The following is a 12,601-nucleotide window of genomic DNA, read 5'->3' as shown; positions in this document are numbered from 1 at the left end:
CCGTTCGTCGTGACGGGCCACCGGGACCCGGAGAACGATTGGACGACGGCGCCGCGAAGGACCACCATGGGGAGGTGACTCTCGTTGCTCCGGACCAACCGCTCACCGAGCCCGAGGTCGAGGCGATCCGACGGGACTTCCCGATCCTCCAGCAGGAGGTGAACGGCTTCCCCCTCGCCTACCTCGACTCGGGGGCGACCGCCGAACGCCCCCGGCAGGTCCTCGACGCCGAGCGCCGCTTCCTCGAACACGACAACGCCGCCGTCCACCGCGGCGCGCACACCCTCGCCGCGCTGAGCACCGACGCCTACGAGGACGCCCGCGCCACCGTCGCTGGCTTCATCGGCGCGGCGTCGCCGAGCGAGGTCGTCTGGACGAGCAACGCGACGGACGCGCTGAACCTGGTGGCGTACGGCATCGCGAACGCCAGCCGTGGCCGTGGGGGAGCCGCCGCGGAACGCTTCCGCATCGGTCCCGGCGACGAGGTCCTCGTCACGGAGGCCGAGCACCACGCGAACCTCGTGCCGTGGCAGGAGCTGGCCGCGCTGACCGGTGCGACGCTGCGCTGGGTGCCGGTGGCGGACGACGGCACCTGGACCGCCGCGGACGCCGTCGCGCGCATCACCGAGCACACCAAGGTCGTCGCGTTCGCGCACGTGTCGAACGTCACCGGCATGATCGCGCCCGTGTCGGAGGTCGTCGCCGCGGCGCACGCGCACGGCGCCCTCGTGGTCCTCGACGCCTGCCAGTCCGCACCGCACCGTCCCCTCGACGTGCGGGCGCTCGACGTCGACCTCGCCGCGTTCTCCGGCCACAAGATGCTCGGGCCCAACGGCATCGGCGTGCTCTGGGGTCGGCAGGAGCTGCTCGACGCCCTGCCGCCGTTCCGCACCGGCGGCTCGATGATCACCACGGTGACGATGGAGCACACCGACTTCATGCCGGCACCGGAGCGCTTCGAGGCCGGCACGCAGCCGGTGTCGCAGGCGGTCGCCCTCGCCGAGGCGGTCCGGTACCTGCAGGGGATCGGCATGGAGCGGGTCCGTGCGCACGAGGAGCACCTGGCCCGTCGCATGCTCGAGGGCCTGGCGACGATCCCCGGCATCCGTGTCGTCGGGCCAGCCGCCGACGTCCCGCGGTCCGGTCTCGTGTCGTTCGACGTCGACGGCGTGCACGCCCACGACGTCTCGCAGTACCTCGACGCGCAGGGCATCGCGGTCCGTTCCGGTCACCACTGCGCCCAGCCCCTGCACCGGCGCCTCGGGATCGTCGCCACCAGCCGTGCGAGCACGTACGTGTACACGACCGAGCACGACGTCGACCGGTTCCTGGACGCGGTCGGTGCCGTCCGTGCCTACTTCGGAGCGGAGGGAGCAGCCTCGTGAACGCCCTCGACTCGCTCTACCAGCAGGTCATCCTCGACCACGCGAAGGCCCGGCACGGCGACGGTCCGCTGGACGCCCCCGACGCCGAGCACTTCGAACGCAACCCGACGTGCGGTGACGAGATCACCGTCCGGGTCCGGCTCGAACCCGGTACCGACCGCATCGCCGCGCTGGCGTGGCAGGGCGACGGGTGCTCGATCTCGATGGCATCCGCCTCCGTCCTCACCGACATGGCCGTCGGCCGCACGGTCCCGGAGCTCGTGACGCTCACCGAGGAGTTCCGCACGATGATGCGGTCCCGCGGCACCGGCGAGCCCGACGAGGACGTCCTGGAGGACCTCGTCGCCTTCCACGGCGTCTCGAAGTTCGTGATGCGGGTGAAGTGCGGCATGCTCGCGTGGGTGGCGGCGGAGGCCGCCGTGCGCGAGGCGAGCGCGGCCCGCTGACGCGACCGGACACCGGACGGGAGGCACGGTGCGGGCCCGCCCCGCGCCTCCAGGCCGCCGGTCGGTTCCGTGTCACGCTTCGTCACGGTGCGTGACCAGGGCGCCGTCGGCACGTAGCGTCGCGATCGTGAGCGACCCGAAGCAGCGGCAGATCCGGTTCAACGCGTTCGACATGAACTGCGTGGCGCACCAGTCCTCCGGACTGTGGCGACACCCGCGCGACCGGTCGCGCCACTACAACGACCTGTCCTACTGGACCGACCTGGCGAAGCTGCTCGAGGGCGGGGCCTTCGACGGGATCTTCATCGCCGACGTCCTCGGCACCTACGACGTGTACGGCGACTCGAACGAGGCCGCGCTCCGGACGGGGTCCCAGGTGCCGGTGAACGACCCGATCCTGCTCGTGTCGGCGATGGCGTCGGTGACCGAGCACCTCGGCTTCGGCATCACCGCGGGCACGGCCTACGAGCACCCCTACCCGTTCGCCCGGCGGATCTCCACGCTCGACCACCTCACGAAGGGCCGCATCGGCTGGAACGTGGTGACCGGGTACCTGCCGAGCGCCGCGCGGAACATGGGGCAGACCGACCAGCTGTCGCACGACGACCGGTACGACGTCGCCGACGAGTACCTCGAGGTCCTCTACAAGCTGTGGGAGGGCTCGTGGGAGGACGACGCCGTCGTCGAGGACCGGGAGACCGGGGTCTTCACCGACCCGGCGAAGGTGCACCCGATCGAGCACCACGGGACGCACTTCGACGTGCCGGGCATCCACCTGTCCGAGCCGTCCGTGCAGCGCTCCCCGGTGATCTACCAGGCCGGCGCCTCGCCCCGGGGGGTGCGCTTCGCCGCCGAGAACGCCGAGGCGGTGTTCGTCGGGGCCCCCACTGTTCCACAGCTCGCCGCAACGGTCGCGAAGATCCGCGACGCCCTCGAAGCCGCCGGCCGGGACCGGTACGCGGCGAAGGTCTACACCCTGCTCACCGTCATCACCGACGCCACCGACGAACTCGCGCAGGCGAAGTACGAGGACTACCTGTCGTACGCGTCGGAGCTCGGCGCCCTCGTGCTCAACTCCGGGTGGATGGGCGTCGACCTGTCGCAGTGGGACCTCGACGAACCGCTCGGCGACGTCGAGTCGAACGCGATCCAGTCGGTGGCGGCGAACATCGCCAGCGCCACCGGCGAGGACGGGTCCACGTGGACGATCCGGGACCTCGCCCGGCACACCGCGATCGGTGGCCTCGGCCCGGTCGCCGTCGGTGGCGGCGCGACGATCGCGGACCGGCTGGTCGAGATCCAGGAGCAGACCGACGTCGACGGCTTCAACCTGGCCTACGCCGTGACGCCGGGCACGTGGGAGGACGTCATCGAGTTCGTCGTCCCGGAGCTCCGGGCGCGCGGCGTCTACCCCGAGGGGTACCAGGAGGGTTCGCTGCGGCACAAGCTGCACGGCCGCGGCGACCGGTTGCCCGACGAGCACCGTGGTGCCGCGTTCCGGGTCCGTCAGGAGTCGCCCGTCGGGTGAGCCATCGGCCGGGAGGCGCGTGGCGGGCCCGCCACGCGCCTCCCGGCCACCGGTGCCCGGTCAGCGACCGGTCGGACGCAGGTCCGTCGGCGTCGGCTCGTCGCTCGCGTCGCGGATCGTGACCGAACCGTCACCGCTCCGCGTGACGGCGATGGCCGGAGCCCCGCTCGACACCGGCCCGTCGGACGTGATCGTGGTCCGTCCGCCATCGCCTGCGGGAGTGGTCGCCCCGGAGGCGTTCGCGGCGGAGGCTCCTCCGACGACGGCCGCACCGACCGCCCCCAGGACGAGCACCGTCGCGGCGAGCTGCTTCGTGGTGTGCATGATGACTGCCCTTCTCTCGGCGTCCCGGCACCGGTCGGTGCCGAGGCGTCCAGGAGACCGTCATCGCTGTTTCGTCGGCGTATCGCGGGACGTCACATCGGCATCGGGAGTGCTTCGTCCGCGGTCGGCCACGGCGCCCACTTCGCGCGCGGGGCGCTGAGCAGGTACGGCTGCGGCGACGGGTAGCTGACGAGTTCGAGCGTGGAGCCCCACGGCGTCCGGGTGTAGACGAACCGGTTCCCGTCGCCCGCCTCGAGCCCGCGCAGGGGCCGTGGGTCGGAGTTGCGCGTGCCGCCGGCCGCCTCGACCCGGGCGAGGGCGTCGTCGAGGTCGTCCGCGTACACCGCGAGGTGTTGCCACCCGATGTCCGACGGGTGGACGGCGCCGTGCTGGTCGGGCCCGAGGTACTCGAAGAGCTCCAGGCCGGGTCCCTCGGGCAGCGCCAGCATCCGCATCGCTCCCTGGGCCATCGTCGGCGGGATCCCGAGGTAGCCGTGCGCCTCGGGCGTGCGGTTGGGGGCCTCGGTCCGGCAGCGCATGTCGTACAGGACGACGGCGTCGAACGCCGCCTCGAAGAACGCCGTGGCCGCGTCGATGTCGGGCACGGTGACACCGACGTGGTCGATCCTGATTCCCCTGGTCATGGGAGATTCATAACACCGGGCCCGACGCCCGTTCCCACCGGGCCCGCACCCGTGCGGGAACCGATGCGGCATCCCGCACCGGAGCCCGGGTCAGGTGAGGCTGTCCTCACTTGAAAACCCCTGATCAGGGCAGCCTCACCTTGCTGGCGGAGCGGTCGTTCGAGTGGCATCCTGACTGGCATGTCGACCGCATCGGACCTCGTGCTCCCCGCCACCGATCACGACGCCACGAGCGCCGCGAAGCTGAACTGGCTCCGCGCCGGCCTGCTCGGCGCCAACGACGGAATCGTCTCCGTCGCGGCGGTCCTGGTGGGTGTCGCCGGCACGGGCGTCGGTCAGGGCCCGGTGATCGCCGCGGGCGCAGCGGCCCTCGTCGGCGGTGCGGTGTCGATGGCGCTCGGCGAGTACGTGTCGGTCAGCGGAGCGCGGGACGCCCAGCGCACCGGGCAGGCCGCGCAGCAGGCCGAGCTCGAGGCGGAGTCGGAGGACGCCGCGACCATCGCCGCCCACTACCGGGCGCTCGGCGTGACCGACGCGGTCGCGGCGTCGGTCGCCGAGGAACTCGTCCGTCCCGAGGTCCGGCGTCGTCGGGCCGCCGCAGCGCTCCGCGACGCCGAGGACGAGGTGGTGAGCCCGTGGCGAGCGGCCTGGGTGTCGGCCGCGACGTTCACCACCGGTGCCGCGCTGCCGTTCCTGGCGATGCTCCTCGCCCCCGAGTCCGTCCGGGTCGTCGTGACGGTCGTGGCGGTGCTCCTCGCACTCGCCGCCACGGGGACGACCGGTGCGACGCTGGGTGGGGCCCCGCGTGCCCGGGCCACGATCCGCGTCGTGTCCGGGGGAGCCCTGGCGCTCGCCGCGACGTACGCGGCCGGGGCGGTACTGGGAGCGCACGCGCTCTGACGAGTCCACCGGTCGAGCGGTGTGGGGGGGCGTTCGGAACGATCGTTCCAACACGGGTGCCGTGACACACGACCGTTACACGGGGGTAACGGGCCGGGCGAAGTCGCTCCGTAGCTTCGTGGGCAGAGGCGGGCACCGCTCGCCCTTCCCACTCCTTCGGAGGACGCCATGGCTACAGAGATCGCGACCCCGGTCGCCGCGCCCCACGCCCCCCTCACGACGGCAGCCCCTGCGGGTGCCGGCGTCGTCAAGCCCGGGTACGACCCGGCCCTCACCAACGAAGACCTCGCCCCGCTGCGCAAGCAGACGTGGACGAGCTACAACATCTTCGCCTTCTGGATGTCCGACGTGCACTCGGTCGGCGGGTACGTCACCGCCGGGTCGCTCTTCGCCCTCGGCATCGCCAGCTGGCAGGTGCTCATCGCCCTGGTCGTCGGCATCCTCATCGTCCAGGTGTTCGCCAACCTCGTCGCGAAGCCGTCGCAGCGGACCGGCGTGCCCTACCCCGTGATCAACCGCGCGGTGTTCGGGGTCCTCGGGGCCAACGTCCCGGCGATCATCCGCGGACTCATCGCGATGGCCTGGTACGGCGTGCAGACCTTCCTCGCCGCGCAGTCGCTCAACATCGTCTTCCTGAAGTTCGTCCCCGCGTCGGCCGGGCTGCTCGAGCACTCGTTCCTCGGGCTCTCGGCGCTCGGCTGGATCTCCTACGCGATCCTCTGGGTCGCGCAGGGTGCGCTGTTCTGGATGGGCATGGACGCGATCAAGAAGTTCATCGACTGGGCCGGCCCAGCGGTGTACGTCGTGATGATCGCCCTCGCCGTGTACCTGGTCGGGCAGGCCGGGATCGGCAACATCTCGTTCACGCTGTCCGCCGGTGAGCCGCTCTCGTTCGGCGCCAGCATCCCGGTCATGCTGTCGGCGATCGCACTCGTCGTGAGCTACTTCTCCGGCCCGATGCTGAACTTCGGCGACTTCTCCCGCTACGCGAAGTCCTACGGGGCGGTCAAGCGCGGCAACCTCTGGGGTCTGCCGATCAACTTCCTGTTCTTCTCGGTGCTGACGGTGCTCTGCGCGAGCGCCACGGTGCCGGTGTTCGGCAAGCTCATCACCGACCCGATCGAGACCGTGCAGGCGATCGGCGCACCGTTCGCGATCCTGCTCGGCGGCCTGACGTTCGTCACCGCCACCGTCGGGATCAACATCGTCGCGAACTTCATCAGCCCCGCGTTCGACTTCTCGAACGTCGCCCCGCGGAAGATCAGCTGGCGTGCCGGCGGGATGATCGCGGCGGTCGGCTCCGTCCTCCTCACCCCGTGGAACTGGTACGGCAACGACCAGGCGATCCTGTACACGCTCGGGGTGCTCGGTGCCCTGATCGGCCCGCTGTTCGGCATCCTCATCGCCGGCTACTACATCGTCGCGAAGCAGCGGGTCGCGGTCGACGACATGTACACGAAGGACCCGAGCGCGCGCTACTGGTACGCGAAGGGCTTCAACCCGAACGCCATCTGGACGCTCGTGATCACCGGGGTCGTCTCGGTCGCCAGCGCGGTCCTGCCGTCGGCACTCGGGGTGGTCCCGTGGCTGTCGAACTACAGCTGGTTCATCGGCTGCGCACTCGGACTCGTGGTCTTCTGGGGGATGGAGCGGGCTCGCCCGAGCATGCCGGAGCTCGCCGCGGACGACCCCACGGTCGACGACGGTGCCGCGGTCGGCCGCGCCTGAACCACCAGCGCCACCGCACCATCCCGCACCACTGCACCACCGGAAGGACCCCGATGCGCATCCGCGTCGTCAACCCCAACACCACCAGCTCGATGACCGCGGCGATCGGCACCGCCGCCGCCGCGGTCGCCGGGCCCGGCACGGTCGTGGAGGCCGTCAACCCCACCATGGGGCCGGCGTCCATCGAGAGTCACTACGAGGAGGCCCTGGCCGTCCCCGGGCTCCTCGAGCAGATCGCGATCGGGGAGCAGGAGGGGGTGGACGCGTACGTGGTCGCCTGCTTCGGGGACCCCGGGCTGGACGCCGCGCGGGAGGCCGCCTCCGGACCCGTCGTCGGGATCGCGGAGGCGGGCTTCCACGCCGCGGCGATGCTCGGCCGGCGGTTCGGCGTCGTCACCACCCTCGGCCGGACGGTCGGGCGGGCGCACGAGCTCGCGGAACGGTACGGCTTCGCGTCGCTCGTCACCGAGATCCGGGCGTGCGAGGTCCCCGTGCTCGAACTCGACGACCCGGCCTCCGGAGCCCGGGCGCTCGTGATCGAGGAGTGCCGCGCGGTCCTCGCCGGGGGAGCGGACGCCGTCGTGCTCGGCTGCGCCGGGATGGCGGACTTCTGCGCCGAGGTCTCGCGGGCGATCGGCGCGCCGGTCGTCGACGGGGTCGCCGCCGCGACGGTGCTCGCAGAGTCGCTCGTCCGCCTCGGGCTGACCACGGGCCGGAGCGGTGAGTACGCGGCACCACCGGCCAAGCCGATGGCGGGGCTGCTCGCGGGGTTCGAACGCCACCCGGCGGCGGACGCGACGGTCGGGGCGGGCGTATGACGCGCCTCCCGTCCGACACCGCCGAGCGCGCCGACAGCGCCGAGCGCGCCGACACCGCCGAGCGCGCCGACCGCGCCGACCTCGTCCTCCGCGCCCGACGCACCTGGGTCGACGGCGCGTTCCGCCCGGCCACGGTCGTCGTCCGCGACGGCCGTGTCACCGCGGTGCTGCCGTTCGACGCACCCGTCGACGCCGCCGAGGACCGCACCGTGCCCGACGACCAGGTCCTGCTCCCCGGACTCGTCGACACGCACGTGCACGTCAACGAACCGGGACGCACCGAGTGGGAGGGCTTCGCGTCCGCCACGCGGGCCGCCGCCCTCGGCGGCGTGACGACCATCATCGACATGCCGCTCAACTCGATCCCCGCGACGACCACCGTCGAGGCGCTCGACGTCAAGCGCGCCAGTGCCGACGGTCGCGTCGCCGTCGACGTCGGCTTCTGGGGCGGGGCGGTCCCGGCGAGCCTCGGCTCGCTCGGCGGACTCCACGACGCCGGGGTCTTCGGCTTCAAGTGCTTCACCGCACCGTCCGGCGTCGACGAGTTCCCGCACCTCGACGCCGTGCAGCTACGCGCCGCGATCGAGGAGGTCGCCCGCATCGACGCCCTGCTCATCGTGCACGCGGAGGACCCCGCGTACCTCGTCGACCACGACGCGCTCGGCGGCCACTACGCGGACTTCCTCGTCACGCGTCCGGTCGACGCCGAGCGGTCCGCCATCGCCCGGGTCATCGAGGGGGCTCGGGAGACCGGCGCACGGGTGCACGTCCTGCACCTGTCGGACGCCGGGGCCCTGCCGATGATCCGCGCGGCCAAGCGGGACGGGGTGCGGATCACCGTCGAGACGTGCCCGCACTACCTCGCGTTCGAGGCCGGCACCATCCCGGACGGCGCGACCGAGTACAAGTGCTGCCCACCGATCCGGGACGACGCGAACCGCGACGCGCTCTGGGCCGGGCTGCTCGACGGCACGATCGACATGGTGGTGTCCGACCACTCGCCGTCGACCGCGGACCTCAAGGTCGACGACTGGGGCCTCGCGTGGGGCGGCATCGCCGGACTGCAGGTCGGCTTCCGGGCCGTCTGGACCGAGGGCTCGCGCCGCGGCATCGCGCTCGAGGAGCTCCTACCGCTCTTCACGACCGGCCCGGCGGCACTCGCCGGCTTCGCTGACCGTGGCGTCATCGCACCCGGCGCGCTGGCCCACTTCGCGGTCTTCGACCCGTCCGCCACAGCCGTCATCGACGTGTCCGGGCTCGCGCACCGCAACCCGGTCTCCGCGTTCGCCGGCCTGGAGGCACGGGGCCGCGTCACCGAGACCTGGCTGCACGGTCGGATGGTCGCCTCCGCCGACGCGGGCGTCACGGCCGTCACGGGGCAGCTCGTCGCGCGTCCGGTCGCCGCACGCGTCGAAACGCCACTGTAACGATCGTTCCGATACGATCTCCACCGGAACGAGAGGACCGACTCCATGCTCCCAGTGAACCCGCCCGCCCGCCTCCTCATGGGGCCGGGACCGATCACCGCCGACCCGCGCGTGCTCCGTGCCCTGTCGACGCCGCTCGTCGGTCAGTACGACCCGTGGATGACGGCGACGATGAACGAGACGCAGGCGCTCTACCGTCGGGTGTTCGGCACCGAGAACGAGGCCACGGTGCTCGTCGACGGCACCTCCCGCGCCGGCATCGAGGCGGCGCTCGTCTCGCTGCTCGCCCCCGGGGACCGCGTGCTCGTGCCCGTGTTCGGCCGCTTCGGGCACCTGCTCGCCGAGATCGCCGGCCGCGCCGGCGCCGAGGTCCACACGATCGAGACCGCCTGGGGGCAGGTCTTCACGCCGAGCGCGATCGAGGACGCCGTCGTGCGCGTCCGGCCGAAGGTCCTGGCGATCGTGCAGGGCGACACGTCGACCACCATGAACCAGCCCCTCGACGAGCTCGGAGCGATCTGCGAGCGGCACGGCGTGCTGTTCTACACCGACGCGACGGCGACGGTCGGCGGCAACCCGCTCGAGGTCGACGCGTGGGGCATCGACGCCGTGAGCGCCGGGTTGCAGAAGTGCCTCGGCGGACCGTCCGGCAGCGCGCCGCTCACGGTGTCGCCGAAGGCCGTGGCGGTCCTCGATCAGCGCCGCAGCGTCGAGGCCGGCATCCGCGAGCCCGGCGACGAGGTGTCCGACGAGCCGATCCGGTCGAACTACCTCGACCTCGCGATGATCCTCGACTACTGGGGACCGCGTCGGCTCAACCACCACACCGAGGCAGCGTCGATGCTCTACGCCGCGAACGAGTGCGCCCGCATCCTGCTCGAGGAAGGTCGGGACGCGGTCATCGCCCGGCACGAGCTCGCCGGACGCGCGATGACCACGGGCGTCGAGGCGCTCGGGCTCGAGGTGTTCGGGGACGTCGCGCACAAGATGCACAACGTCGTCGCGGTCTCGATCCCGTCCTCCGTGCAGGGCGACGCCGTACGGGCGTCGCTGCTCGAGGACCACGGCATCGAGATCGGCACCTCCTTCGGGCCCCTGCACGGCAAGGTCTGGCGGATCGGCACCATGGGCTACAACGCCCGGAAGGACACGGTCGTGACGACCCTTGCCGCGCTCGAGCACGCGCTGCGCCGGGCCGGCCACGCGGTGCCGCAGGGCGGTGGCGTCGACGCCGCGCTCGACGTCTACGCGGGTGCACCCGTCGGGGTGTCGGCGTGACCGCCGCGTCCGCGGTGCGCGCCACCGCAGCAGCGATCGCCGATGCCGAGCTCGTCGCCGGGTGGTGCGACGAACTCGCACTCGTCACCGAGGAGACCGGTCGGATCACGCGCGTCTACCTCTCGCCCGAGCACGCCCGCGTCAACGCGATCGTCGCCGGTTGGATGCAGGACGCCGGACTCACCACCTGGCAGGACGGAGCGGGCAACCTGCACGGTCGGGTCGACGGCGCGGCACCGGACGCGCCCGTGCTGCTGCTCGGCTCACACCTCGACACCGTGGTGGACGCCGGCCGGTTCGACGGGATCGTCGGCGTCCTGATGGCGATCCGCGCGGTCGCCCGGGTCACCGCCGACGGCCCGCTGCCCGTGGCGCTCGAGGTCATCGCGTTCTCCGACGAGGAGGGCACCCGGTTCGGGAAAGCCCTGCTCGGGTCCTCGGCGGTCGCCGGCGTGTGGGACGAGTCGTGGTGGGACCTCGCGGACGGCAACGGCGTCACCCTCCGCCGTGCCTTCGAGGACTTCGGGCTCGACCCGGCGCGGGTCGGCGAGGCCGCCGTCGAGCCGTCGACCCTCGCGGGATACCTCGAGGCGCACATCGAGCAGGGGCCGTACCTCGAGCAGGCAGGTCAGGCCCTCGGTGTCGTCACCAGCATCGCCAGCGCCCGACGGTTCACGGTCGAGGCCGTGGGCGAGGCCCGGCACGCCGGTGGCACCCCCTACGACCGACGGCACGACGCGCTGCTCGCCGCTGCCGAGGCCGCCCTCGCCGTCGAGCGGATCTGCCGGGCGTCCCAGCACGTCGGGACGGTCGGCACGATGGTCGTCGAACCGGGCGCCGTGAACGTCGTTCCCGGGCTCGCACGGTTCTCGGTCGACCTCCGCGGGGAGTTCGACGAGGGACGCGACGCAGTCTGGGACGAGATCACCACGGCGTTCGCGCTCATCGGGGAGCGCCGTGGCGTGAGCGTCGAGCCGACCGAGGTGCACCGGGCGCCCGCCGTGTTCTGCGCGCCGCGGCTGATGGACGCCGTCCGGGCCGGGATCGAGTCGACGGGGGAGACCTCCCCGATGGAGCTGTTCTCCCGTGCCGGGCACGACGCGATGTCGCTCGGGCTCGTCACCGACGTCGCGATGCTGTTCCTCCGCAACCCGGACGGCATCAGCCACCACCCGGACGAGTTCGTGTCCACCGAGGACATCGCCCTCGGCCTCGACGCCCTCGCGGTCGCCGTCGAACGGGCGGCTCGGGCATGAGCACCGCCGGACCCGACGTCCGCGCCCGCATCGACTCGGTGTGGGAACAGCTCTCCCCGGCCGAACGCCGGGTCGCCGCGATGGTCCGTCACGACCCGGAGCTCCTGCTCGTCGGGACCTCAGCGGAGCTCGCCGCCGAGTCGGGCACCTCGAAGGCCACGGTCTCGCGTCTCGTCCGCTCCCTGGGGTTCCAGGACGCCGCCGAGGTCCGGCAGAACCTGATGTCCGCGCGGGGCAGCGGGTTGCCCTGGGCCGCCGAGGACGCCGCGCACGTCGACCAGCGTGCCGTCGAGTCCCGGAACCTCGACGCCGCGTTCGCCTCGCTCGCCCGTGCCGAACGCCCCCGTCTCGCCCGACGCATCATGCGGGCGCGCCGGGTCCTCGTGTTCGGGGAGCGCGGCGCCCACCCGATCGCGCTGCAGCTCCGGGCGCAGCTCGCACAGGTCCGGCCGGACGTCCGGGTGGGCCCGGCACCCGGGCAACGACTCGGGGAAGAGGTAGCAGACCTCGACCGACGGGACCTCGTCGTCGTGGTGACCGTCCGGCGCCACGCGGCCGGCATCGACCGACTCGTGCGGCACTGCGTGGCCTCGGGCGCCGACGTCGTCGTGATCGGGGACCCGACGGCTGCCGTCATCGCTGCGTCGGCCGCGACGACGATCCTCTGCCCGGTCGACTCGCCGTCCGCGTTCGACTCGCTCGCGGCGCTGTTCGCGGTGGTCGCAGCGATCGCGAACGACGTCTACGAGGCGTCGGGCCCCGCTGGACGGGCGCACGTCGACGCCGTCGCCGCGGCGTACGACACCCTCGGGGAACTCGCCGGCTCCTGACCGTCCTGCAAGACGGAATCATCGAGGGCCGAGCGGA

The 12,601-nt window shown here is 72.5% G+C and carries 12 protein-coding genes; 10 read left to right on the top strand and 2 right to left on the bottom strand.

The genetic code is table 11. The features are described from left to right. The first annotated feature begins 74 nt into the window (after positions 1–74). The 3 genes from ACRQ4B_RS15465 (at position 75) to ACRQ4B_RS15455 (ending at position 3,359) form a co-directional block, all read left to right on the top strand. On the top strand, positions 75–1,385 hold the full coding sequence (locus tag ACRQ4B_RS15465; RefSeq protein ID WP_439692280.1) for a SufS family cysteine desulfurase: 1,311 nt from the start codon (positions 75–77) through the stop codon (positions 1,383–1,385). Beyond that, the gene (gene sufU, locus ACRQ4B_RS15460; protein WP_439692279.1) at positions 1,382–1,831 is read left to right on the top strand and encodes a Fe-S cluster assembly sulfur transfer protein SufU; all 450 of its coding nucleotides are present in this window, start codon (positions 1,382–1,384) and stop codon (positions 1,829–1,831) included. Before ACRQ4B_RS15465 ends, sufU begins: the two co-directional genes overlap by 4 nt. A 124-nt stretch (positions 1,832–1,955) precedes the next feature. Further along, positions 1,956–3,359: an LLM class flavin-dependent oxidoreductase gene (locus tag ACRQ4B_RS15455; protein ID WP_439694418.1), complete on the top strand. Its 1,404-nt coding sequence runs from the start codon at positions 1,956–1,958 to the stop codon at positions 3,357–3,359. 60 nt (positions 3,360–3,419) lie between these two features. On the opposite strand, the gene ACRQ4B_RS15450 is transcribed toward ACRQ4B_RS15455, so the two are convergent. Together ACRQ4B_RS15450 and ACRQ4B_RS15445 are read right to left on the bottom strand one after the other, a co-directional pair. Beyond that, complete coding sequence (locus tag ACRQ4B_RS15450; protein ID WP_439692278.1) at positions 3,420–3,683, bottom strand: hypothetical protein; 264 nt, start codon at positions 3,681–3,683, stop codon at positions 3,420–3,422. A gap of 92 nt (positions 3,684–3,775) precedes the next feature. Next, positions 3,776–4,327 carry a VOC family protein gene (locus ACRQ4B_RS15445; protein ID WP_439692277.1) on the bottom strand — a complete coding sequence of 184 codons (552 nt, stop codon included), beginning with the start codon at positions 4,325–4,327 and terminating at the stop codon, positions 3,776–3,778. A gap of 180 nt (positions 4,328–4,507) precedes the next feature. Here ACRQ4B_RS15445 and ACRQ4B_RS15440 point away from each other — a divergent pair, with 180 nt between their 5' ends. From ACRQ4B_RS15440 to ACRQ4B_RS15410, 7 genes are all read left to right on the top strand, one after another. Beyond that, positions 4,508–5,227, top strand: coding sequence for a VIT1/CCC1 transporter family protein (locus tag ACRQ4B_RS15440; RefSeq protein ID WP_439692276.1), 720 nt, complete (start codon positions 4,508–4,510; stop codon positions 5,225–5,227). Between the two features lie 168 nt (positions 5,228–5,395). Beyond that, on the top strand, positions 5,396–6,955 hold the full coding sequence (locus ACRQ4B_RS15435) for an NCS1 family nucleobase:cation symporter-1 (RefSeq protein WP_439692275.1): 1,560 nt from the start codon (positions 5,396–5,398) through the stop codon (positions 6,953–6,955). Positions 6,956–7,008: 53 nt separating this feature from the next. Continuing rightward, positions 7,009–7,773, top strand: coding sequence for an aspartate/glutamate racemase family protein (locus ACRQ4B_RS15430; protein ID WP_439692274.1), 765 nt, complete (start codon positions 7,009–7,011; stop codon positions 7,771–7,773). Further along, positions 7,770–9,200 (top strand): allantoinase AllB, encoded by a 1,431-nt coding sequence (allB, locus tag ACRQ4B_RS15425; protein ID WP_439692273.1) that lies wholly within the window; start codon positions 7,770–7,772, stop codon positions 9,198–9,200. Before ACRQ4B_RS15430 ends, allB begins: the two co-directional genes overlap by 4 nt. Positions 9,201–9,245: 45 nt before the next feature. Beyond that, complete coding sequence (locus tag ACRQ4B_RS15420; RefSeq protein WP_439692272.1) at positions 9,246–10,478, top strand: pyridoxal-phosphate-dependent aminotransferase family protein; 1,233 nt, start codon at positions 9,246–9,248, stop codon at positions 10,476–10,478. Beyond that, positions 10,475–11,734: an allantoate amidohydrolase gene (locus ACRQ4B_RS15415; protein ID WP_439692271.1), complete on the top strand. Its 1,260-nt coding sequence runs from the start codon at positions 10,475–10,477 to the stop codon at positions 11,732–11,734. Before ACRQ4B_RS15420 ends, ACRQ4B_RS15415 begins: the two co-directional genes overlap by 4 nt. Then, positions 11,731–12,564 (top strand): MurR/RpiR family transcriptional regulator, encoded by an 834-nt coding sequence (locus ACRQ4B_RS15410; RefSeq protein ID WP_439692270.1) that lies wholly within the window; start codon positions 11,731–11,733, stop codon positions 12,562–12,564. The genes ACRQ4B_RS15415 and ACRQ4B_RS15410 overlap by 4 nt, the downstream gene beginning before the upstream one ends. The last annotated feature ends 37 nt before the right edge of the window (positions 12,565–12,601 follow it).

The organism is Curtobacterium sp. SP.BCo, assembly GCF_051903265.1.
Classification (GTDB): domain Bacteria; phylum Actinomycetota; class Actinomycetes; order Actinomycetales; family Microbacteriaceae; genus Curtobacterium.
The sequence above is the reverse complement of the archived record's forward strand: the minus strand, read 5'-3'. Positions and strand labels throughout refer to the sequence as shown.

Excerpts from the sequence above, each read along its gene's own strand:
- ACRQ4B_RS15420 (WP_439692272.1), top strand. The coding sequence starts at position 9,246 with ATGCTCCCAGTGAACCCGCCCGCCCGCCTCCTCATGGGGCCGGGACCG.
- ACRQ4B_RS15435 (WP_439692275.1), top strand. The coding sequence starts at position 5,396 with ATGGCTACAGAGATCGCGACCCCGGTCGCCGCGCCCCACGCCCCCCTC.
- ACRQ4B_RS15410 (WP_439692270.1), top strand. The coding sequence starts at position 11,731 with ATGAGCACCGCCGGACCCGACGTCCGCGCCCGCATCGACTCGGTGTGG.
- ACRQ4B_RS15430 (WP_439692274.1), top strand. The coding sequence starts at position 7,009 with ATGCGCATCCGCGTCGTCAACCCCAACACCACCAGCTCGATGACCGCG.
- ACRQ4B_RS15450 (WP_439692278.1), bottom strand. The coding sequence starts at position 3,683 with ATGCACACCACGAAGCAGCTCGCCGCGACGGTGCTCGTCCTGGGGGCG.
- ACRQ4B_RS15445 (WP_439692277.1), bottom strand. The coding sequence starts at position 4,327 with ATGACCAGGGGAATCAGGATCGACCACGTCGGTGTCACCGTGCCCGAC.
- ACRQ4B_RS15440 (WP_439692276.1), top strand. The coding sequence starts at position 4,508 with ATGTCGACCGCATCGGACCTCGTGCTCCCCGCCACCGATCACGACGCC.
- allB (WP_439692273.1), top strand. The coding sequence starts at position 7,770 with ATGACGCGCCTCCCGTCCGACACCGCCGAGCGCGCCGACAGCGCCGAG.